We start from the raw sequence: 21,638 nt of genomic DNA on the forward strand, positions 1-21,638 counted from the left end.
TATAAAAATCTGATGCTTATGGTGGTTTTGGTAAGGGCTTCAACAGCGTTGACTCTGCGCCCGTCGACCCTTAGCACCTATCCCAAGACTGAGCGAGGGAAACGCCCGTGACCGATGATGACCAAAAGCAGCGTATGGCGCAGCTTGAGGCCAAGATCACGGCGGCGAAAAAGGCCACAGCGCCAAAACCCCGCGCAGATGCTGACGTGTCCGGAGGCGAGCTTGCCTGGAGGATGGTCATCGAAATGGTATCCGGTCTGGGGATCGGATTTGGCATCGGATACGGGCTGGACAGCCTGTTCGGGACAATCCCGATCTTTCTGGTGCTGTTCACATTGCTGGGCCTTGTCGCCGGGGTAAAAGTTATGCTCCGCAGCGCACAACAGGCTCAAGAGAAACAAACGGCGGCTCAGGCGGCCGAGAAGAACGAGAGGGACTGAACGTGGCAACCGAGACCACCACAGCACATGGCGGCGATCAGGCGGCAGAAGGCAGCAGCTTGGTATTCCACCCAATGGACCAGTTCATCGTCAAGCCGCTGTTCGGCGATGGCGCGGTGGGCATGTTCACTGTCACCAACGTGACCCTGTGGTTGTTCCTTGCGATTATTGCTGTCGTGCTGCTGCTGGTTCTGCCCACGTCCAAGCGCGCAATTGTTCCGACTCGCATGCAGTCAATTGCAGAGCTGACCTACGGTTTTGTCTACAAAATGCTGGAAGACATCTGCGGCAAGGAAGGCGTCAAGTTCTTCCCCTATGTCATGACCCTGTTCATGTTCATCGTCTGCGCGAACTTCCTGGGTCTGATCCCGACGTCGTTTACAACCACGTCGCATTTTGCGGTCACCATCCCGCTGGCGCTGGCCGTGTTCCTGACCGTGACCATTCTGGGTTTCGTCAAGAACGGTGCTGCCTTCCTGGGCTTGTTCTGGGTTTCCAGTGCACCGCTGGCGCTGCGCCCGATCCTGGCGATCATCGAGCTGATCTCGTACTTCGTACGCCCCGTCAGCCACTCCATTCGTCTTGCCGGTAACGTCATGGCAGGCCACGCGGTTATCAAGGTGTTCGCAGGCTTTGCCGCGGTCGCCGTGATCTCGCCCGTGTCCGTTCTGGCGATCACCGCAATGTACGGCCTCGAGGTCCTGGTGGCCTTCATCCAGGCCTACGTATTCACCATTCTGACCTGTGTTTATCTGAAAGATGCGCTGCATCCGTCGCACTAAGGTCCGATAACCCAACATCGAAACTTCCAATTCGTAAGGAGAAACATCATGGAAGGCGATCTCGCACACATCGGCGCAGGCCTGGCAGCAATCGGTTCCGGCGCAGCCGCAATCGGGGTGGGCAACGTAGCAGGCAACTTCCTGGCCGGCGCCCTGCGCAACCCTTCGGCGGCTGCTTCGCAGACCGCAACCCTGTTCATCGGTATCGCGTTCGCAGAAGCGCTGGGGATCTTCGCATTCCTGGTTTCGCTGCTGCTGATGTTCGCCGTCTAATCTGCGGAACCTGATCCTTACGCGCAGGTGGGTCCAAGCCATAGCGGCCCACCTGTTGTAAAGACAACGTTCCGACGGAGGACATCATGGCGACAGAACCCATTGCCGAAGAAATAGCTGGCACCTGCGTTGACTCTTATGGGTCGGCAATCGGTATGCCTCAGCTCTGCTTCGATTGGTTCCCCAACCAGATTTTCTGGCTGGTCATTACGCTGGTCGTCATCTTTCTGGTCTTGTCCCGCGTGGCTCTGCCTCGCATCGCGGCAATCCTGGCGGAACGTCAGGGGACCATTACAAATGACCTGGCTGCGGCCGAAGATCTGAAGGCCAAAGCGGTCGAGGCTGAAGAGGCCTATAACAAGGCGCTGGCCGATGCCCGTTCTGAGGCACAGCGTATCGCAGCCGAAGCGCGCGCCGAAATCCAGTCTGGTCTGGATGACGCGATTGCCAAGGCGGACGCGGAAATCGCTGCAAAGGCGGCTGAATCGGAAAAGGCAATTGCCGACATCCGTGCCAGCGCGCTGGAAAGCATTCAAGTGGTTGCCAAGGATACGGCGGCTGAACTGGTCACTACGCTGGGCGGCGAGGCAGATGCCAAAGCCATCAACAGCGCAGTAGACGCACAGACGAAAGGATAAGTGACATGCGGAACACTCTTGCCCTTATCCTAACCCTCGGCGTTGCCAGCCCCGCGCTGGCCGCAAGCGGCCCGTTCTTCTCGCTTGGCAACACCGATTTTGTGGTCCTTTTGGGCTTCATCGTCTTCATTGCGGTCCTGTTCTATTTCAAGGTCCCCGGCATGATCGGTGGCGCACTGGACAACCGTGCTGACGGTATCCAGTCGGAACTGGATGAAGCCCGTGCCCTGCATGAAGAAGCACGCAGCCTGCTGGCCTCGTACGAGCGCAAGCAGCGCGAAGTTCAAGGTCAGGCCGATGCCATCGTTGCGGCGGCCAAGGAAGACGCGGCTTTGGCGGCTGAACAAGCCAAGGTCGATCTGGAAAGCTCCATCGCACGCCGTCTTGCCGCTGCGCAGGATCAGATTGCATCGGCTGAAGCTTCGGCCGTGAAAGAAGTGCGTGATCAGGCCATCACCGTTGCTGTTTCGGCAGCAAACGCTGTACTGGCAAAGCAGATGACCGCCACTCAGGCGAACAAGCTGATCGACGCGTCGATCGCAGATGTGGATGCCAAGCTGCACTGATCGCACGGATCATATGATTTAGAAGAACCCGAGGGCCCCAGGCGCTCGGGTTTTTTTGTTTGGGGCTCTAGGCGTCTTTCTTTGATCTGCGCCAGGTGAAGTACCAGACGAGAAGGGCAGTTATCGTGATTACAATCTCAACCTTGAAGGTCCAATGGTTGAGGAACGATAAGATCCAGTGCGCATGGGTCGCCTGGACGGAGACCAGCGGATGTGTTGCGTCCGACAAGGGCCAAAGCCATGCGACCTCGCCTGCGATTGAATCCAGCAACATGTGAACCAACCCGCCTGCTCCGAAGAAGGTCAGAAACGTGCCGGTTTGCGGAAGCCAACGCCGGATCAAAAGACCAGTAAGCAGAAACCCTGCCCAAATGACGGGCCGATGCGTCAGGTAGGAATGATGATGGTGCCCCCGATCATCGACAAGATAGAACCAGAGGATATCGATATCGGGGGCAACAGCTCCGATCATTGCGGCGGCGAACGCAAGCTTGCCGAGGTTGGGCGCTGTTGCCCGGAAGATCAAATAGGCGCCGGGTAGATGCCCGATAAACATCAGGCCTCACCAGTTTCGTGCTTCAACCTCTGCTGCGCGATCTCTTCGTTGCGCAGGGCTTTTTGCTGATCGGCCATGCAGCTTTTGACAAAGTTCAGGTGATCTTCGACCGCCCGTCGCGCGCCCTTGGGGTCGCGGTCCTGCAGGGCGGCGTTGATGGCGCGGTGTTGATCCAGAATGGCATCTCGGGTCATGCGCTGCTGAAACATGATCTGGCGGTTGTAGAACACGCCCTGCCGCAGTAGGTCGAACATCGACCGCATCATATGCAGCATCACCACGTTATGGCTGGCTTCGATGATTGCCATGTGAAACTGGGCGTCCAGATGCGCCTCATCCTCGGCCGCATTGCGGTCATGGGCGGTTTCCATCTTGTCCAATATGGCTTGAACAACCTTCAGGTCACTGTCCGATCCCAATCGGGCGGCGCGCTCGGCTGCCAGACCCTCCATATCGCGCCGGAATGACAGATAGTCGGTCACCGCCTCATCATGATTGCCGAATAACTGGATCAATGCAGGCGAAAAGGCCGAGCCCAAAACCTCGGCCACATAGATGCCTGATCCGGCCTTGGCGGTCAGCAACCCCTGCTCCTGCAGACCCGAGATCGCCTCGCGCAGTGATGGTCGCGACACCCCCATGCGCTCGGCCAGCTCCCGCTCCGAGGGCAGGCGTTCGCCCGGGCGCAGGATGCCACGTAGGATCAGCAGCTCTATCTGGCGCACCACAGCCAGCGACAGTTTTTCGGTCTGTACTTTTTGAAAAGGCATGAGGCTTACATCTGAAATTGGTCAACTTACCTGACCACGATTGAGGGTGGTGTTCAAGTCGCTCACGGGGACTGAAATATTAGGTCAGAATTATTGACATAAGATGCACTTCGCCTAATCTGCGCCACAAGGGGCAGAGGAGGCCCCGCTGAGATGGATCAACTCTATGCCACCCGCGCCTCCCGGATGAAAGCATCCGAAATCCGCGAACTGCTGAAACTGTTGGGCGAACCTGGTATCATTTCCTTCGCGGGCGGCATCCCCGATCCGGCCTTGTTCCCGGCAGAGGCTTTCGCCGAGGCCTTCCAAAACGCGCTCGGGCCGGATCAACAGGCGCAGGCGCTACAATACTCCATCAGCGAAGGTTTCGCTCCGCTGCGCGAATGGCTGGTCGGCTACATGCGTGGGATTGGCGTGGAGTGCGACATTGACAATATTCTGATCACCTCAGGCTCGCAGCAGGCGCTCGATTATCTGGGCAAGCTGTTCCTGTCGCCGGGCGATACGGCTCTGGTTGGCTGGCCTACCTATCTGGGTGCGCTCAACGCGTTTGACGCTTATGAACCGCGCTTTGATCAGCTCAGCATCAACGGTAATCGCAGGGCTGCCGAATACCGGGAGGCTGCCGGCGACAGTCCGATCAAGTTCGCCTATCTCTCTGCCGATTTTTCTAACCCGACGGGCGAGACCGTAGACCGGCGCGGCAGAGAGACTTTGCTGGATCTGGCCGAAGAACTGGACTGCGCCATAATCGAAGACGGTGCCTATCAGGCGCTGCGCTATGACGGCGATCCGATCCCCCCGATTCTGGCGCTGGAACAGGGCCGCAAGGGCTCGATCGAGGCCTGCCGGACGATCTATTGCGGTAGCTTCTCAAAAACCCTGTCACCTGGGTTGCGCGTCGGTTGGGTGGTGGCCGCCAAGCCAGTAATCTCGCAATTGGTATTGCTGAAACAGGCCGCTGATTTACATTCCTCGACGATCAACCAGATGGCAGTGCATCAGGTTGCGCGAGATTGTTTTGATAGCCACGTCCCAATGCTGCGCCGCACCTACGCCGCACGCCGCGACGCCATGCTGGAGGCGTTGGACCAACATATGCCCGAAGGCGCCGATTGGACCCGACCAGAGGGCGGTATGTTTGTCTGGGTCACACTACCCAAGGATGTGAATGGGGCTGACCTGCTGGCGAAAGCGCTTGAGACGGTTAAACTTGCCTTTGTGCCCGGTCAGGCCTTTTTCCCTGACGATTCAGGGGCCAACACCATCCGGCTGAGTTTTTCCAACTCAGATGAAGACACGATCCGCGAGGGCATCCGCCGCTTGGGAGAGGTATTGCGCGCCTGAGCCAGGAAAGGTTTCATTAACCATATTGCCGCAAGAACGGTGGTATGATCCGTGTGCTCGCCTTCTTCCTGCTCGCCGCTTGTTCCGGTGGCACGCCCTATTTTCGCGATCAGCCCGCAACCCGCGTGGCGGTCAACGGCAGCATCTTTGACGTCCGCGTCCGCAATGAACTGGCCGAGGCTGTCCGCGTGAACCCGCAATACGCCCCGCGTCTAGGTCCAATCCGCGACCGCGCCGCGCTGGCGATGGCGCAGGTCTCGGGCTGCCCGCTGCTGGATGTTCTGGGCGATGCGGCGGTGACTGTGGGGGTGCTGGGCTGCGACCGCGAACTGGGGGAAAAGCTGATTCTAGGCGCTCTACTCCGCCGTCCTTATGAATGCGTCGACTATGGCTATTACGAAGACTACGGATACCAGGTCTTTGAATGCACGCCTTACTGAGATACGCGAAACCTTGCGTAGATTCGCCAAGATGTTGTGGATAACTTAAGCAAACAACCCATATCCTGCGCATTCACGTTGACACCTTGCCCCTCCGTTGCGCAGACTTCTTACCCATAGGAATCACACCAAGAGCAGCCATTGCGCTTTAGCAAACTCAAACTGACCGGCTTCAAAAGCTTTGTGGACCCGACCGATCTGATCATCGCGGACGGGCTGACCGGTGTTGTGGGTCCCAATGGCTGCGGCAAGTCCAACCTTCTGGAAGCCCTGCGCTGGGTGATGGGCGAAAACCGCCCCAAATCCATGCGCGGCGGTGCCATGGAAGATGTGATCTTTGCCGGGGCCGCCACCCGGCCTGCGCGCAACTTTGCCGAAGTTGTCCTGACGCTGGATAATTCTGAACGCCTTGCGCCTTCAGGTTTCAACGACAGTGACCAGCTTGAGATTTTCCGCCGTATCACCCGCGATGTGGGCAGCGCCTACAAGACCAACGGCAAGGATGTGCGCGCCCGCGATGTGCAAATGCTGTTTGCCGATGCGTCGACTGGCGCGCATTCGCCCGCGCTGGTGGGTCAGAACCGCATCGCCGAGCTGATCAATGCCAAACCCCGCGCCCGCCGCCGTATTCTGGAGGAAGCCGCCGGGATTTCAGGCCTTTATCAGCGGCGGCACGAGGCCGAGCTGAAGCTGAAAGGCACCGAATCCAATCTGACCCGCGTCGACGACGTGCTGGAACAGTTGGGTGGGCAACTGGCTCAGCTTGCGCGTCAGGCGCGTCAGGCCGCCCGCTACCGCGAGATCGGCGAACAGCTGCGGCAGGCCGAAGGGATGCTGCTCTATCGTCGTTGGAAAGAAGCCGACATGGCCCGCCAGGCGGCGGAAGAGAAACTGCGCGACCGGATCACCGAAGCCTCGCGCGCCGAGGCCGCCGCCCGCGAATCCGCCGCAAAACGCGCCGAGATCGAAGAAACCCTGCCCCCCCTGCGCGAGGAAGAGGCCATCGCCGCCGCCGTCCTGCAGCGCCAGCAGGTGCAGCGCGATCAACTCTCGGATCAGGAAACCCGCGCGCGCCAGACAATTGAGACGCTGACCAACCGTATCCAGCAACTCGGTAACGATATTGAACGCGAATCCGGCCTGAACCGGGACGCGGGTGAGATGATCGAGCGCCTGGAATGGGAAGCGCGCGAGCTTGCCAAAGCCGCTGAGGGTTATGATCAGAAGGTGGCCGAATCTGCTGAGGTCGCCCGCGAAGCCGCTTCGGTCCTGCAAGAGCGTGAGGATCACCTATCGCAGGAAACCGAAGATACGGCGCGCCTCGTGGCCCGTCACCAATCGGCGCAGCGTCTGGTCGAGGACAGCCGCAAGACCCTGGCCCGCTCCGAAGGCGAAGAAGAAAAGGCCCGCGCTGCGGTAAATGAAGCCAAGACAGCCCTGACCCACGCCAGTGAAGCGTTCGAGACTGCGCAAGAGGGTGAGGAAGAAGCCCGCGAAGCAGCCGAGGCGGCTGAAGAAGCCCTCGCCGCTGCAGATGAATTGCGCAATGAAACGCAGGGGCGCGAGGCCGATGCGCGTGCAAAGCGCTCTGAGGCCGAAGGCGAACTGGGCGCGATCCGTGCCGAGACCACTGCACTTGCCAAACTGGTTGAACGCGACACGGCGGAGGGTGGACAAGTCCTCGATCTGCTACGCGTCGCCCCGGGTTATGAAAAGGCATTGGGTGCGGCGCTGGCCGATGACCTACGTACGCCGCTGGTCGAGGGTGACGGACCGTCAGGTTGGGTGCAGGTAGCGGGCTATGACAACGATCAGCCTTTGCCAAACGGCGCTGAACCGTTGGCGTTACACGTGTCCGGACCGGATCGCCTCAGCCGCAGGATCGCGCAGATTGGTTTGGTTGACGCGGATCAGGGCGCACGCTTGCAGGCCTCGTTGAAACCCGGTCAGCGACTGGTTTCGCGTTCGGGCGACCTGTGGCGCTGGGACGGGTTTCGCGCCTGGGCCGAGGATGCGCCAAGCGCCGCAGCCCTGCGGCTGGAACAGCTAAACAAGCTCGAAGCGCTGAAACAGGAACTCACACGCGCCGAGGCACAAGCCGACGGCGCGCGCGCCGCGCATGAGGCGCTGTCGCAGCAACTGGCGGACGTGACTGAGGCCGACCGCCGCGCCCGCGATGCCCGCCGTGCCGCCGATCAGCGCATGGCCGAAACTGCACGGATGCTCAGCCGGGCCGAGGCGGATCGCAATCTGGCACAAGGCAAGCTGGAAACGCTGACACTGGCCGTCGACCGCCACAAGGAAGACGCCATGTCCGCCCGCGCCCAACTGCGCGAGGCCGAGGGTGCGCTGACCAATCTGGGCGATCTCGACAGTGCCCGTGCGCAGGTCGAAGACATCAAACAAACGGTCGAGGCCGCGCGGATTACCATGCTGACCCACCGGTCGTCTCATGATGAGTTGCGCCGCGAGGGTGAGGCCCGCACCCGGCGCAGCCAAGAGGTCACCAAAGACCTCAGCGGTTGGAAACACCGTCTGGAAACCGCAGAAAAACGTATCGCAGAACTGGCTGAACGCAAAGAAAGCTCGGAAGAGGAACTCTCGGAAGCCACAGCCGCCCCCGGTGAAATCGCCGAAGCACGTGAAGAACTGAACGAGCTTATCGAAGCCGCCGAAGCGCGCCGCGCCGAGTCGGCCGATAAGCTGGCCGAGGCAGAAACAGCGCAGCGCGAGATCGTTCTGGCGGAACGCGAAGCCGAACGTCTGGCCTCGGAAGCCCGCGAAAGCCGCGCCGCAGCCGAAGCGCGCTGTGATGCCGCCAAGGAAAGCGTCGTCGCCGCGGCGGAACGGATCGCTGAGGATCAGCAGCTGACGCCCAACCAATTGCTGAACCAGCTTGATACCAACCCGGACCAGATGCCCGCAGCCGATGCGCTGGAGGCCGAGGTCAATCGCCACAAGCGTCAGCGCGATGCGATGGGCGCGGTAAACCTGCGCGCCGAAGAGGACAGCAAAGAGGTTCAGGAAGAATTTGACACGCTGAACAGCGAAAAAGCTGATCTGGAAGACGCGATCAAGGCGCTACGCAGCGGCATCAGCAGCCTTAACCGCGAAGGGCGCGAACGCCTGCTGACCGCGTTTGAACAGGTGAACTCGAACTTTGCCATGCTTTTCAAGCATCTGTTTGGCGGGGGCGAGGCCAATCTCGTCATGGTCGAAAGCGACGATCCTCTGGACGCCGGACTGGAGATCATGTGCCAGCCTCCGGGTAAGAAACTTTCGACCCTCAGCCTGTTGTCAGGCGGCGAACAAACCCTGACGGCGACCGCGCTGATCTTTGGCGTCTTCCTCGCCAATCCCGCGCCGATCTGTGTGCTGGACGAGGTCGACGCGCCGCTGGACGACGCCAACGTCACCCGTTTCTGCGACCTGCTGGACGAGATGTGCCGCCAGACCGACACACGCTTCCTGATCATCACCCACCACGCGGTGACCATGGCACGGATGGACCGTCTGTTCGGCGTGACCATGCAGGAACAAGGCGTCAGCCAACTGGTTTCGGTCGACCTCAAGAAAGCCGAGCAGATGGTCGCCTGACCTATCACTGCAACGTTATGCCTGTTTCATGGCCGCTCGGGGTAGGGTGACGGCATGACCCGATTTTTGATCCTAATGCTCCTGGCGGCGAATTCTGCAACTGCCGCCGAATGGCCCACCAAATCCGGAGATGTCCCGTTAAGTTCCCAGGAACTGGACGCGTTGGCGGGCCGAACGCTCACATTCTATGACGACGGTCAATCCAAGTATTCGGCAGGTGGGGCTTACTCTTACACATATTCCAGCGGTGACTCTGCGTTCGGCACGTACTCCATCGCCGAGGATGGTAGTGTCTGTATCGCTTTTCGTAATGGGGCCAGACGGTGCGATCTGTATGTGCGCAGCGGTGAGCGGCTGATCCTGATTGATGAGAAGGGCGATCGATACCCGGTGCGACCGGAATGAAGGATCCGATGTCCTGAATAATAACGCTGTTTGAAACGGTGGTAACAACCACATTCCGCTGTTTGAGCCAATCCGCTCAGATCGGCTGTGCCAGCCATTCATCGGGCACCGCAATTTCTGGTCGTGTCGGGTGATGTGCAACGTCGAGCGGATGAGGCAATGCCGAAATAGGCCGCGCTTGGGCAATGCGATCATTGCGGATAAATGTGGCTTCGACGACGCGCGGAAATTCAACTCCTTCAATCTCCATCGAGCCGGACGCGTTGTTCGTATGCAGGTGCGCGCATGTGAATTTCGCACCGATGGCGTCATAAAGCGGTTTTGCTTTTTCGAAGAAATGCGGTTTTGTCAGGATCGACGGAATTCGGTGAAGCTCGATCACGATTATCCTAAACCGGTTGAGGCACGCAGCAGGCAGGGTTTCAAAAACCGGATACTCAGCCGCTTCGATGTCCATCTGCAGCATCAGATCCCCGGTGTCCGGCGCGTGTTGCGCCATCCAATCTCCAAGCGAAATCACATCGCCTTTGGTATGCGCGCCCAAGAACCGCTTTGAAAAAATCGCACCGGGAATAGTCTCGGCGGGTCCATCCACCGAAGCGTCGGCCATGATAGACGGGATACCCCATTTGGCCAGATCAAGTTCAAAGCTTGATTGCAGTGACACACCCGGCGAAAAGCAAGCCTTGATACCGATAAGATCATTGGGAACCAGATAGCCACCATCCCCAAAAGCTCCGACCCGGATGAGCGGATGTCCTACGTCAAAAGGGCGCAAAACATCGGCAAGCAGTTTACGGCGGTCATCAATTGTCATGCATTGATCTCGGGGCTTGGTACGTGCTTTGGCCAGCCTAGTTAAATGTCGAATTGGCCGCAAACGAATGATGGGATGATGTGCAGAACCTCACCGCTTGAGGCCTTGCAAACACAACGGGTTCGAAGCGTCTCTTCAAATGCGGCCCAGCAGATCGGTGGTCGGCCACGCATCTGCTGGAAGCCCCAATCGCACCTGCTCTGCCTGCACTGCAGCGCGGGTTCCGGCACCCAGAATGCCGTCGATCTTGCCCACGTCATAGCCGCGCGCCTGCAATTTGGTCTGTAGCCGCTTCATCTGCGCACTCGACAGCCCGGGCGCGGGATTGCCCGCGTCATAAATCTGTCCGCCCTCCAGACGCGTCCCGAAATAAGCGGCAGTCAGAACATATACAAAGCTCTGGTTCCATTCGAAATAGACGTCGAAATTTGGATAGGCCAGAAATGCGGGTCCATTATGCCCCTGCGGCAGGATCAGCGAGGCTGGCAGGTTTGCCAACGATCCGCTGCGCGCTTGCACGCCCATCGATTGCCACTCGGATACCGGGCGCGGTTTGCCGGGGCCGGACAGCGACCAGTCCATTTGCGCGGGCACTGTCACCTCTTGCAGCCAGGGCTGACCCGCTTGCCAACCCAGATGCGACAGCATCTTGGCCCCCGACATCAGCGCGTCGGGGGCAGAGGTTTTCAGTGAAACGCGACCATCGCCGTCGCCATCCACGCCGTTGTCCAGAATGTCCTGCGGCAGCATCTGTACCATACCAATTTCACCCGCCCAGGCGCCGGTCGTGCGCGCAGGGTCGAAATTACCTTGGCTGTACAATTCGATCGCGGCGAAAATCTGAGGGCGAAACAGCTCTGGCCGACGGCAATCATGCGCCAGTGTCACCAGCGCGTTGCGGGTGTTGAAATCACCTTGAACCGCGCCATAGTCAGTTTCGAAGGCCCAAAAGGCCAGCAACACACCGCGCGAGACACCGTATTCCCGCTCGATCCGGTCAAACACCGCATCGTATTTCCGCGACATGGCTGTGCCTCGGTCAATCCGGTTTTGTGAAATCAGATGGCGCGAGAAATCGATAAATGGTTTCTGGAACACACCCTGTGCCCGGTCGGCTTTCAGCACGGCCCCATCCTGTTGTACGCCTTTGAAAAAGCCGTTGACGGTGGAGGCGTCGAAGCCTTTCTGACCGGCTTCGGCCTTCAACCCATCGACGAAGGCATTGAAGTTACCACCGCATTGGGCAAAGGCGGGCGAGGCGAGGAAGGCGGCGGCGATTAAGCCGGAAAGGAAGCGCATGGGACAGATCCGTCAGAATATGAAGTTGAACCCAACCCACACTGACACGAGCCCAAGCGCAAGCCCCCATACCTGCCAGAGTATGTTAGATGCGCGGAAAACCTCCGCCGCGTCGATGTTCTGTCGGGCATTTCCGTTTACCCAGGCCAGATCTCGCATCTGCCCGTCATAGCTGCGTGGCCCTGCCAGCGCGATATCCAGCGCGCGCGCCATGGCAGCCTCGGGCCAGCCTGCATTGGGTGAGATATGGCGTCGGGCATCCCCAACCATCTCACCCCAGCGGGACCATTGTCCGGTCAGCGCCACGATCATCACAAAGGTCAGCCGGGCCGGGAACAGGTTCAGTGCATCGTCCAGCCGCGCCGCAGCCCAGCCGAAGGCGCGGTATTTCTCGTTGCGATACCCGATCATGCTGTCGGCGGTGTTGACCGCCTTATAGACCAGCAACCCCGGCAGCCCCGCGACTAGAAACCAGAAGGCAGGGGCGATCACACCGTCGCTCAGATTTTCCGCGGCGCTTTCGATGGCGGATCGGGCCACCTGCGCCTCGGTCATTGCGTTCACGTCACGTGAGACGATCAGGGCAACCTGCATGCGCCCTTCTGCAAGTGAGCTCAGCAGCCCCTCACCGACCGCGCGAACATGTGTGACAAGAGATTTTTGGGCCAGAAGGATTGCACATACCACGATCTCGGCAATAGGGCCGAGCAGGGCCAGCAGATGGCCCACGGCATAGGCGGCAAGAACCAATATGATCGCCGCCGCAACCCCTTTGAGGCGGCGATGCGCCCCTTGGTTCAGCCGGTTGTCCAGCCAGCCAATTGCATTGCCCATCAGCACCGCAGGGTGGCGAACACGGGACCACAGCCAGTCCGGCTCACCCAGTGCTGCATCCAGACACATGGCGCAGACCAATAGGAAGGCCGTACTCAAAGCGCTGCCTCCAACCTGGACCGGCCGTGTGCTGGCGGAAGACCAAGGCGCAGGAATGTCTTGGAATAGGGGAAAATCCGGCTCCAGATATGGGCGCGAGCCAACTTGTCTTGCCAAGCGGCAGCGTCGTCGACGTCATAAAGACGAAACAGGCTGGTGCCTCCGATTAACCGCGCCCCATTGGCCGTGATAAGCTGGTCCAGCCGCGTCGCTTCGGTTGCCAGACCAGCTCGGGTCTCCTCAGCCCACCTTGTGTCGCGCAACGCCTGCGCCCCAATCCTCAGTGCGGGGCCGGAAACTGCCCAGGGCCCTGTCAGATCGTTCAACCGTGCGATCAGTTCCGGCTGGCCGATCGCAAAGCCCAGCCGCAGCCCGGCCAGTCCCCAGAACTTACCGAAGCTTTTCAGCACAACAACGCCGGGCTGGCCCGCCAAATGGATCAACGAGGCGTCGGGGGTGACATCACAAAAACTCTCGTCAATCACGGTCAGCGGCGCATCGACGTCTGTTTCCTGCCAAATGCGTCCATCGGGATTGTTGGGGTGCACGATCACCCGAGCCTCGACCGGGCCGGTTTCTTGCGCGGTCCAGCCCTGCGCGGTGAACGCGGCGGCGTGTTCGTTGTAGGTGGGCATTGTGATCTGCACTCGGCCTGCCTTTGCCAGCGCAGGTAAACGCGCAATCACTGCTGATGCCCCGGGGGCGGGCAGGATTTGTGCCGTGTCTGGCACGCCCCAAAATACCCGGGCTGCATCCGTCAAGCGTTCAAACGCGCCATGATCAGGCAGGTCCATCCAATCTGATGCCTTAAGTCCTGAGACCTTGTAAGGATGCGGGTTGATCCCGGTCGACAGATCGACCCAATCATCGCGCGCGCCGCCGAAATGTGCCATCGCGCCATCCAGCCCGCCGCCATGATCGCGGGCCGTTCTCGGGTTCAGATTTTCAGCCTGTCCAACCATGTTCCCCTGCCGGAATCGCCTGTTTATGCAGCTTCAAGCGGATTTTTGCCGCTCATACAAGCGAATCCGCAGGATCACAGCGCTGTGCAGGCGTCGTTAACACTTTGTTAAGGAAATCGCGTGATCACGGACAACAGGGGTCGGCACCACTCACCCTACCATGTGCCGAGGTTGTTGCAAATGAAAGTACTGATTGTTGAGAGTAACCCCGATCTAGGTCGGGTTTGGCAGCGGCATCTGCAAAGGCAGGAGGCCGAAGTAACGCTGGTCGAAACGCAAGAGGCCGCCATACTGGCGCTGTACGGGACGGCCTTTGATATCATCGTTTTGGATCTGGTTCTTGAAACCGGCAGCGCGCTGGCGGTGGCCGATTTCGCCAGCTATCGCCGCCCCGAGACACGGGTGATCTTTGTGACCAACACCACCTTCTTCTCGGACGGGTCCATCTTTGCCCACAGCGCCAATGCGTGCGCCTATGTCCAAAGTTCTACCCCGCCCGAGGATCTGGCAGCCATGGTGGAACACTACGCCGCCGGGCGCTGATCCCGTTCATGAGGTTCTGAATAATCCAGCGCCGGGTTCACCGGAATGATCCGGTGCGGGTTTATGCTGTCGTGGCTAAAGTGATAGTGGCGCACGATGTGGTTCATGTTCACCGTCTCGGCCACGCCCGGCCATTGATACAACTCGCGCGTGTATGCCCACAGGTTCGGGTAGTCGACCAACCGTCGCTTGTTGCATTTGAAATGCAGATGATAGACCGGGTCGAACCGGATGAGCGTTGTGAACAGCCGCCAATCAGCCTCGGTCACGCGGTCTCCCATCAGATAACGGTTCCGGGCCAGACGATCCTCAAGCCAGTCCAGAGTGTCGAACAGCGGACCAACAGCAGTGTCATAGGCCTCCTGCGTGGTGGCAAAGCCAGACTTGTAGACCCCGTTGTTCACATCGGAATAGATGCGCGCATTCACGTCTTCGATTTCATCCCACATCGCCTCGGGCCAATAGTCATCCGTATTGCCGGTGATCCCGTCAAAGGCGGAATTGAACATGCGGATGATTTCCGAGCTTTCGTTCGACACGATGGTCTTCTCGACTTTGTCCCACAGGATCGGCACAGTGACGCGGCCCGAATAATTGGGATCGGCACGGGTATAGATCTGATGGGCAAAATCCGACCCAAACAGCTTGTCCCCGGTAGCGCCATGCGCGTCCGTTTCAAAGGTCCAGCCCTTGTCCAGCATGTCGGGATGCACGACCGAGACCGAGATGTGGTCACTCAGCCCTTTCAACTCACGAAAGATCAGCGTGCGATGCGCCCAGGGGCAGGCGTGAGAGACATAGAGGTGATAGCGCCCGCTTTCTGCTTCAAATCCGCCGCGCCCCGAAGGACCGGGTGCGCCATCGGCCGTGATCCAGTTGCGAAACTGTGCGGCCGAGCGTTTGAACGCCCCGCCGGTGGATTTGGTATCATACCAGGTGTCATGCCATACGCCGTCGACTAGCAGGCCCATCATCATTCCTCCGCTTTGCGATTGAGGCAAAGATAGGCTGCCGAGGCCTATGTTCCTATTTCATCGCGCGCGCATCTGGCCTGCGTGCGTGCACAGAGCTATCCGGGCAACAATTTGCATATCCCGCAGGCTATGTGATGCCGTTCACTGGATTTTTACATATGTCGCGTCACAATAGAGATGGTTAAGGGGGAAATTATTATGAGTACCTATGTTTCCAAGGAAATACGCGCCGAATTAGACGCGGCCCGAATCGCTACACTCAAGAAATCTAGCCGTATGCGGGTGGAAGTTGGCGACAATAGCTTTAAAATTCTGACATTGTGGAAAGACGGTTTTACCGTCGAGGCCGAGACTACTCCGCGTCTGCGCGGGCTGGTCGATATTTATGACGGGGCCAATCACCTGTACCAATGCCTGATCATCGCCGATGAAGAAGCGGTGGGTGAGATGCGATATGAGTTCAAGCGCAATACCGTGGCCGCCGATAAGGCCCCGCTGGATTTCTACCGCGCGCCAGATGCGCCGATCGCATTGCTGGGGCTTGAGGAATAATACGTCTTAGGGGCGAATTTCGACCGTAGTCCCGGTTTCAGTCAGGCTCCAAAGCTGGGCCATCTCTGCATTCGAGATGGCGATACATCCCGCAGTCCAGTCGCCCGGCAGGGTCAGCCCGACAACCCCGTTCGGCTGCCCGTGAATGAAGATATCACCGCCCGGATCGATCCCGTATTGCTGAGCGCGCGAGATATCGTCGGGCTGCGGATAGTCGATCCCCAGCGATAGGTGAAAGGAGCTTTGCGGATTGCGGCGGTTGACTGTGAAGATACCTTCGGGCGTTTTGCCATCGCCTTCCTGCAATTTGTCTCCGTCCGGTGCAAATCCCAGCGCGATGTCAGTCTGCAGGACCACCGCACCGTCCAGACTGGCGGTTAAGCGGCGCGCAGATTTCTCGATCAGAATGTGATCAACCCGCGAGGCCTCGGGTGCCATCTGCGGGGCAGGGGGGCGGGGGCCATATCGGTCCCAGCCCAGCCATGCCAACCCTGCCAGCAGGATCAGCGCCAATATCAGGACGCGACGCCGCATCGGTTATTGCAAATCACCAAACGCGGATTTCAGCCGGGCGCATGCCTCTTCTACCCGCGCGCGTTGCGTGGCCAGATTGAACCGCTCGAACGTCTCGCCTCCGGTGCCGAAATCGGGCCCGGACGAGGTGGCGATCCGCGCATCCTCACGCAGGCGGCGTACGAATTCCGCGTGATCCATCCCGGTGCCCGAGAAATCGACCCAGGCCAGATAGGTTGCCTGCAAAGGCATTGACCACAGCCCCGGAATATCGGCGATGGCGGCATCGAACAGTTTACGGTTGGCATCCAGATGGGCGACCTGTTCATCGACCCATTTCGCCCCTTCAGGCGAATAAGCGGCGGTGATCATCGCCACGCCCAACGCGCTTGGATCATAATCCAATGTGGTAATCCGGTGCCGCATCTCGGCGCGCAGCTTGGCATCAGGAATGATCATATTCCCGGTGCGCTGCCCGGCAATGTTGAACGTTTTCGAGGCGGCAGTCAGATTCACCGTCCACGGGCGCGCATCCGGCGCAGCCACGTCCATCGGCACAAAAGTGTTTCCCGGATAGACCAGATCATGGTGGATTTCATCCGACACAAGGATCAACCCATTGCGTTCCGCAAAAGCCGCCACCGCGCGCAGCTCAGCCGGTGTCCAAACCCGGCCCGAAGGATTCTGAGGTGAGCACCACAGCAACAGCTTCTCGGACCCGTCAAGACGCGACTGGGCATCGTCCAGATCAAGCGCATAGCTATTGCCCTCACGCACCAGCGGGCATTCAACCACACGGCGACCCGATTTGTTCACCTTGTGTGCAAACTCATGATAGACGGGCGAAAAAATCACCACGCCATCCCCCGGTTCGCTCCAGACATCCAGACACAGGGCAATCGCGTTGCCCAGCCCTTGCGAGGTCAGGACCCAATCGGTGTCAATTTCCCAGTTGTGACGGGTCTTCATCCACCATTGGATTGCGTTCAGATACTCCGGGTGCGTCCACGAATAGCCAAACGCGCCATGATCGGCTGCCTCGCGCACCGCTTCGATCACGCAAGGAGCTGTGGCATAGTCGGAATCGGCGGTCCACATGGCGAGCCCATTGTCGGGCGAGACGCCGTACAAACGCTCCATCTTGTCCCATTTGGTGGCGTTGGTTCCCCGGCGGTCGATCAGGTCGTTGAAAGTCATGTCATCTCCATCTGTCGAAGCGAAAGCTAACCTCAAATCCGCCATGTGCAAGGGGGCCGTTGCGGTGGCGGGCGGGATGTCCTAAATCAGCCTCATGAAACGCAATATCCTGATCCATCCCGATCCCCGTCTGAAAAAGGTCTGTGCACCGGTGGCCGACATCACCGATGAACTGCGCAAACTGGCCGATGACCTGCTGGAGACGATGTATGACGCGCCTGGTGTTGGCCTTGCAGCCCCTCAGGTCGGTGTGCTCGACCGGCTGATCGTGGTGGATTGCGTCAAGGAAGAAGGCGAAGTTCCGCGCCCGCTGGCGATGTTCAACCCCGAGGTCGTGGCATCTTCGGACGAAACCAATGTCTATGAGGAAGGCTGCCTGTCGATCCCAGATCAATTTGCCGAGGTGACGCGCCCCAAGACAGTGGACGTCGCGTGGCTGGACCGCGATGGCAATCTGCAGCAGGAAACCTTTGACGGGCTCTGGGCGACTTGTGTGCAGCACGAGATCGATCATCTGAACGGCAAGCTGTTCATCGACTATCTCAAGCCGCTGAAACGTCAGATGATCACGCGCAAGATGCAAAAGCTCAAACGCGAACAGGCACGTGCATGAGCGTGCGCACCTGTCTGCCATGGCCCGACAAACACCTGCGGACCAAGGCCGAGGATGTCGCCGAGATCACCGATGAGGTTCGCGCGATCTGGGCCGACATGATCGACACGATGGAGGCTATGCCCGGCGTCGGCCTCGCCGCACCTCAGATCGGGGTGATGCTGCGACTGGCCGTTGTGGATGGCTCGACCCAGCGGGGCAAAGCGGTACGTCTGGCCAACCCCGAGATCCTGCACAGCTCGGTCGAGTTGCGCGAACATGAAGAGGCCAGCCCGAACCTGCCCGGCGTTTCCGCCAAGGTAAAACGCCCCCGCGCGGTGACGGTGAAATTCCTGAACGAACAGGGCCAGATCGACCGCCGCGATTTCGTCGGCATCGAAGCCACCAGCGTGCAGCACCAGATCGACCATCTGAACGGGCGCATGTATTTTGACCGGCTCAGCAAGGTCAAACGCGATATGCTGCTGCGCAAGGCGCGCAAATCAACGTAGGCCGGGCTTCAGCCCGGCACCTGCCACAATCCCGGAGCCGACGATGCGCATAATCTTTATGGGAACACCCGATTTCTCAGTTCCGGTCCTTGATGCACTCGTTGAGGCGGGGCACGAGGTTGTCGCCGTTTACTGCCAGCCCCCCCGGCCAGCCGGTCGTGGCAAGAAAGACCGTCCAACCCCGGTCCATGCAAGGGCCGAGGCGCTGGGTCTCGAGGTGCGCCACCCGACCTCGCTGAAATCACAAGATGAGCAGGCGCGCTTTGCCGCACTGAACGCCGATATCGCTGTTGTCGTGGCGTATGGGCTGATCCTGCCCCAGCCCATTTTGGACGCACCCACCCATGGCTGCCTGAACATTCACGCCAGCCTGTTGCCACGCTGGCGCGGCGCGGCGCCGATCCATCGTGCGATTATGGCAGGTGATGCGCAAACCGGCATCTGCATCATGCAGATGGAGGCCGGGCTGGACACCGGTCCCGTCATGCTACGCGAGGTCACCGATATCGGCATCGAAGAAACCACCGCGCAGTTGCATGACCGGCTCTCGGATATGGGCGCTGCGCTGATCGTCGAGGCTCTGGCAAAATTACCCAGTCTAACCCCTGATCCGCAGCCCCAGGATGGCGTGACCTACGCCGCCAAGATCGACAAATCCGAAGCACGGGTCGATTGGTCAGCACCCGCTACCGATGTCGACCGGAAGATCCGCGGCCTCTCTCCATTCCCCGGTGCATGGACCGAGGTCGGGGGCGACCGGGTCAAACTCCTCGCCTCACGTTTGGCCAAAGGGCAGGGCGTTCCGGGTGAGGTTCTGGACGAACACCTATGCGTGGCTTGTGGCGAAGGCGCGGTCGAGCTGCTGCGCTTGCAAAGGGCAGGCAAAGGCGCGCAGGATACGGAAACCTTCCTGCGGGGTTGGCCGATCCCGGTCGGCACCCGCCTGTCATCGGAGTAAGCCTATATGTTCATGATCCTGATGGGCACCGTCGTGATTGCCGGGATTGTGGGTTATCTGTCCGAGAAGACCGGGTTTACCCATAACGGCTACCTGCAATCGATCATCATCTGCGTTGGCGGAGCCTTCCTGTTTTATTTCGTCCGCATCATGTTCGGCATCAGCTTTGGCCCTCCGGGATTGGATGCGGTGCTGTCCTCCATCGGTGCGCTGATCATCGTGCCGACACATTGGAGGAAATGACATGCCCATCATCGCCCTGATTGTCATCGGAGCTGCAGCCGGTTTCCTCGCCACCCGTCTAATGCGGATCGAGGCTGATATTCCCACCACCATGCTGATAGGCATCGTTGGTGCGTTGGTAGGCGGGTTGATCCTGCGCACTTTGCTGGCCGTAATGGGCTGGCTCTCAGGATTTGTCGGAGCCGTATTGGGCGCGCTGCTGGTGATCTGGCTCTGGCAGACTTACATACGTCGCTGAGCGCTTGACCTGCGCTAATTTCTGCGGCCAGTTTCCGGGTATATTTATCTTGAAAGGTTTCTCATGTCTCGTGATCTGACCACCGGCGATGTCGCCCTGATGGGGGTGCCACTGGACCTGCATTCCTCGTTCCTGCAAGGCCCCGCGTTTGCCCCGGGCCGCATCCGCGAGGCGCTGCATTCCGGAGCGGCCAACCTGACCGCCGAGGATGGCACCGATCTGGGTGCAACCGACCGGTTCAAGGATACCGGCGATCTGGATGTGTTCGAGATGATGGGACAGGAACCTATCGACCGGATCGAGGCAGGTGCAGCCGCCCGGATCGAAACCGGCGCGCGGCTGTTGTCGCTGGGGGGCGATCACTCAGTTGCTTTCCCGCTGATCAAGGCCCATGCAGACCGGTATGAGGGTCTGAACATCCTGCATATCGACTCGCATCCCGACCTTTATGACAGCCAGCAGATCGGCCCGCTGGGCCATGGCTGCCCCTTTGCCCGTGTGATGGAGACCGGCAAGATCAATCGGCTGGTGCAGGTCGGCATCCGCACCATGAACAAGCACCAGCAGGAACAGGCCGACAAGTTCGGGGTCGAGGTGATCGACATGCGCAGTTGGCACCCCGGTCTGGACATCAGCTTTGATGGCCCGGTTTACCTGTCACTGGACCTCGACGCGCTGGACCCGGCCTTTGCCCCCGGCGTCTCGCATCACGAACCCGGCGGCCTCAGCACGCGTGAAGTGATCGGTCTGATCCATCGGTTCAAAGGGCAACTGGTTGGCGCGGATATTGTCGAACTGAACCCGCACCGCGACCCCTATGGGATGACCGCCATGGTGGCGGCGAAATTCGTCAAGGAAATTGGCGCGCGGCTACTCAGTTTCTAGCGTGCATCACAGGTCGCGGCGGCTCCCAGCCGGGGGGCCGCGCGTGTCGTCATGTCGAACATGTTGGCCTCGGACGCGGTCATCCAGTGCATCTCGTCCTCGGTCGCGGCATCTAGCGTGAACCAGTAAAAGTCAGGATCGACGCCGATATCTTCGAAATAATCGAGGTACCGGTCATGTTCCGGATGACCTTCGGGCAGGTCTGCGGCAACGAACCCACCGCCACCCCAACTGTGGACCCCAACGCAGGCACCGGGTTCCAGCACACGCCGGTTGCCCGCAAGAAACAGATCGGTCCCGCCCGAGGCGACCAGCCCATTTGATGGCACCACCGTATCGAACCCTTCTTCTCGCACCACGCGGCTGAAGACGACATTCGAATCGTCATCGACCGAGCCTTCGATATTCTGCAGCACCAGCGTCTTGATGTCGGGATTTCCGGCAATGACCTCTTCAAACGCGCTAAGCGTCGTGTGGTCAATCGTGCCACTGGCGATGATTTGATCCCCCTCCGGGGTGAAGCTGACCGGAGCGTACTGATCCGAGCACGCCACCAGCAGGGACAGCGCAGCGGCCAGAGTAGGAAATTTGAAGGTCATCGATATC

At 59.6% G+C, this 21,638-nt stretch carries 27 protein-coding genes; 17 read left to right on the forward strand and 10 right to left on the reverse strand.

Annotated elements, in window-relative coordinates; genetic code table 11:
• Positions 1–107: 107 nt before the first annotated feature.
• From Q1B46_RS19090 to Q1B46_RS19110, 5 genes are all read left to right on the forward strand, one after another.
• The gene (locus Q1B46_RS19090; RefSeq protein WP_299666892.1) at positions 108–440 is read left to right on the forward strand and encodes an AtpZ/AtpI family protein; all 333 of its coding nucleotides are present in this window, start codon (positions 108–110) and stop codon (positions 438–440) included.
• A 2-nt stretch (positions 441–442) separates the two neighbouring features.
• Positions 443–1,222, forward strand: a complete 780-nt coding sequence (locus Q1B46_RS19095) for a F0F1 ATP synthase subunit A (RefSeq protein WP_299950626.1) — start codon at positions 443–445, stop codon at positions 1,220–1,222.
• Between the two features lie 48 nt (positions 1,223–1,270).
• Positions 1,271–1,495, forward strand: coding sequence for a F0F1 ATP synthase subunit C (locus Q1B46_RS19100; RefSeq protein WP_005981269.1), 225 nt, complete (start codon positions 1,271–1,273; stop codon positions 1,493–1,495).
• Positions 1,496–1,581: 86 nt separating this feature from the next.
• Positions 1,582–2,133, forward strand: coding sequence for a F0F1 ATP synthase subunit B' (locus Q1B46_RS19105; RefSeq protein ID WP_299950629.1), 552 nt, complete (start codon positions 1,582–1,584; stop codon positions 2,131–2,133).
• A 5-nt stretch (positions 2,134–2,138) separates the two neighbouring features.
• Positions 2,139–2,699, forward strand: a complete 561-nt coding sequence (locus Q1B46_RS19110) for a F0F1 ATP synthase subunit B (RefSeq protein ID WP_299950632.1) — start codon at positions 2,139–2,141, stop codon at positions 2,697–2,699.
• 67 nt (positions 2,700–2,766) lie between these two features.
• On the opposite strand, the gene Q1B46_RS19115 is transcribed toward Q1B46_RS19110, so the two are convergent.
• Together Q1B46_RS19115 and Q1B46_RS19120 are read right to left on the reverse strand one after the other, a co-directional pair.
• A complete protein-coding gene (locus Q1B46_RS19115; protein ID WP_299950635.1) occupies positions 2,767–3,255 on the reverse strand; it encodes a metal-dependent hydrolase in 489 nt (162 codons plus the stop codon).
• Positions 3,255–4,025, reverse strand: coding sequence for an FCD domain-containing protein (locus Q1B46_RS19120; protein ID WP_299950638.1), 771 nt, complete (start codon positions 4,023–4,025; stop codon positions 3,255–3,257). Before Q1B46_RS19120 ends, Q1B46_RS19115 begins: the two co-directional genes overlap by 1 nt.
• A gap of 153 nt (positions 4,026–4,178) precedes the next feature.
• Between Q1B46_RS19120 and Q1B46_RS19125 the strand changes: the two genes are divergently transcribed.
• From Q1B46_RS19125 to Q1B46_RS19140, 4 genes are all read left to right on the forward strand, one after another.
• A complete protein-coding gene (locus tag Q1B46_RS19125) occupies positions 4,179–5,372 on the forward strand; it encodes a PLP-dependent aminotransferase family protein (RefSeq protein ID WP_299950641.1) in 1,194 nt (397 codons plus the stop codon).
• Positions 5,373–5,416: 44 nt separating this feature from the next.
• On the forward strand, positions 5,417–5,812 hold the full coding sequence (locus Q1B46_RS19130) for a hypothetical protein (RefSeq protein WP_299950644.1): 396 nt from the start codon (positions 5,417–5,419) through the stop codon (positions 5,810–5,812).
• 141 nt (positions 5,813–5,953) lie between these two features.
• Positions 5,954–9,409, forward strand: a complete 3,456-nt coding sequence (locus tag Q1B46_RS19135; protein WP_299950647.1) for an AAA family ATPase — start codon at positions 5,954–5,956, stop codon at positions 9,407–9,409.
• A gap of 54 nt (positions 9,410–9,463) precedes the next feature.
• A complete protein-coding gene (locus Q1B46_RS19140) occupies positions 9,464–9,814 on the forward strand; it encodes a hypothetical protein (protein WP_299666914.1) in 351 nt (116 codons plus the stop codon).
• Between the two features lie 76 nt (positions 9,815–9,890).
• Here Q1B46_RS19140 and Q1B46_RS19145 read toward each other — a convergent pair whose 3' ends face one another.
• The 4 genes from Q1B46_RS19145 to cobD form a co-directional block, all read right to left on the reverse strand.
• Positions 9,891–10,631 carry a hypothetical protein gene (locus Q1B46_RS19145; RefSeq protein WP_299950651.1) on the reverse strand — a complete coding sequence of 247 codons (741 nt, stop codon included), beginning with the start codon at positions 10,629–10,631 and terminating at the stop codon, positions 9,891–9,893.
• A gap of 135 nt (positions 10,632–10,766) precedes the next feature.
• Positions 10,767–11,930, reverse strand: coding sequence for a lytic murein transglycosylase (locus Q1B46_RS19150; protein ID WP_299950654.1), 1,164 nt, complete (start codon positions 11,928–11,930; stop codon positions 10,767–10,769).
• Between the two features lie 12 nt (positions 11,931–11,942).
• Complete coding sequence (cbiB, locus tag Q1B46_RS19155) at positions 11,943–12,863, reverse strand: adenosylcobinamide-phosphate synthase CbiB (RefSeq protein ID WP_299950658.1); 921 nt, start codon at positions 12,861–12,863, stop codon at positions 11,943–11,945.
• Positions 12,860–13,825, reverse strand: a complete 966-nt coding sequence (gene cobD, locus Q1B46_RS19160; RefSeq protein ID WP_299950661.1) for a threonine-phosphate decarboxylase CobD — start codon at positions 13,823–13,825, stop codon at positions 12,860–12,862. Before cobD ends, cbiB begins: the two co-directional genes overlap by 4 nt.
• A 180-nt stretch (positions 13,826–14,005) precedes the next feature.
• Between cobD and Q1B46_RS19165 the strand changes: the two genes are divergently transcribed.
• A complete protein-coding gene (locus Q1B46_RS19165) occupies positions 14,006–14,368 on the forward strand; it encodes a response regulator (protein WP_039541665.1) in 363 nt (120 codons plus the stop codon).
• Here Q1B46_RS19165 and Q1B46_RS19170 read toward each other — a convergent pair.
• Positions 14,350–15,339, reverse strand: coding sequence for a glutathione S-transferase family protein (locus tag Q1B46_RS19170; protein WP_299950814.1), 990 nt, complete (start codon positions 15,337–15,339; stop codon positions 14,350–14,352). The genes Q1B46_RS19165 and Q1B46_RS19170 overlap by 19 nt on opposite strands.
• Before the next feature lie 201 nt (positions 15,340–15,540).
• Between Q1B46_RS19170 and Q1B46_RS19175 the strand changes: the two genes are divergently transcribed.
• A complete protein-coding gene (locus Q1B46_RS19175) occupies positions 15,541–15,894 on the forward strand; it encodes a hypothetical protein (RefSeq protein WP_299666930.1) in 354 nt (117 codons plus the stop codon).
• Between the two features lie 6 nt (positions 15,895–15,900).
• Here the strand turns inward: Q1B46_RS19175 and Q1B46_RS19180 are convergent, their stop codons facing one another.
• Both Q1B46_RS19180 and Q1B46_RS19185 read right to left on the reverse strand, forming a co-directional pair.
• Complete coding sequence (locus Q1B46_RS19180; RefSeq protein WP_299950671.1) at positions 15,901–16,428, reverse strand: L,D-transpeptidase family protein; 528 nt, start codon at positions 16,426–16,428, stop codon at positions 15,901–15,903.
• Between the two features lie 3 nt (positions 16,429–16,431).
• Positions 16,432–17,604, reverse strand: a complete 1,173-nt coding sequence (locus tag Q1B46_RS19185) for a PatB family C-S lyase (protein ID WP_299950674.1) — start codon at positions 17,602–17,604, stop codon at positions 16,432–16,434.
• A 94-nt stretch (positions 17,605–17,698) separates the two neighbouring features.
• Between Q1B46_RS19185 and def (Q1B46_RS19190) the strand changes: the two genes are divergently transcribed.
• The 6 genes from def (Q1B46_RS19190) to speB all read left to right on the forward strand — a co-directional run bounded on the left by def (Q1B46_RS19190) (position 17,699) and on the right by speB (position 21,032).
• Positions 17,699–18,217 carry a peptide deformylase gene (def, locus tag Q1B46_RS19190; protein ID WP_299950677.1) on the forward strand — a complete coding sequence of 173 codons (519 nt, stop codon included), beginning with the start codon at positions 17,699–17,701 and terminating at the stop codon, positions 18,215–18,217.
• Positions 18,214–18,708, forward strand: a complete 495-nt coding sequence (gene def, locus Q1B46_RS19195; protein ID WP_299950679.1) for a peptide deformylase — start codon at positions 18,214–18,216, stop codon at positions 18,706–18,708. Before def (Q1B46_RS19190) ends, def (Q1B46_RS19195) begins: the two co-directional genes overlap by 4 nt.
• Before the next feature lie 43 nt (positions 18,709–18,751).
• Complete coding sequence (fmt, locus tag Q1B46_RS19200) at positions 18,752–19,666, forward strand: methionyl-tRNA formyltransferase (RefSeq protein ID WP_299950682.1); 915 nt, start codon at positions 18,752–18,754, stop codon at positions 19,664–19,666.
• A 6-nt stretch (positions 19,667–19,672) separates the two neighbouring features.
• Positions 19,673–19,909 carry a hypothetical protein gene (locus tag Q1B46_RS19205; protein WP_039541692.1) on the forward strand — a complete coding sequence of 79 codons (237 nt, stop codon included), beginning with the start codon at positions 19,673–19,675 and terminating at the stop codon, positions 19,907–19,909.
• 1 nt (position 19,910) lies between these two features.
• Positions 19,911–20,147: a GlsB/YeaQ/YmgE family stress response membrane protein gene (locus Q1B46_RS19210; RefSeq protein WP_299950686.1), complete on the forward strand. Its 237-nt coding sequence runs from the start codon at positions 19,911–19,913 to the stop codon at positions 20,145–20,147.
• Positions 20,148–20,210: 63 nt separating this feature from the next.
• Positions 20,211–21,032 (forward strand): agmatinase, encoded by an 822-nt coding sequence (gene speB, locus Q1B46_RS19215; protein ID WP_299950689.1) that lies wholly within the window; start codon positions 20,211–20,213, stop codon positions 21,030–21,032.
• Here the strand turns inward: speB and Q1B46_RS19220 are convergent.
• The gene (locus Q1B46_RS19220) at positions 21,029–21,631 is read right to left on the reverse strand and encodes an alpha/beta hydrolase (protein WP_299950692.1); all 603 of its coding nucleotides are present in this window, start codon (positions 21,629–21,631) and stop codon (positions 21,029–21,031) included. The genes speB and Q1B46_RS19220 overlap by 4 nt on opposite strands.
• Positions 21,632–21,638 lie beyond the last annotated feature (7 nt).

Origin of the sequence: uncultured Ruegeria sp. (genome assembly GCF_947500045.1) — a bacterium.
In the GTDB taxonomy this organism is placed as follows: Bacteria; Pseudomonadota; Alphaproteobacteria; order Rhodobacterales; family Rhodobacteraceae; genus Ruegeria.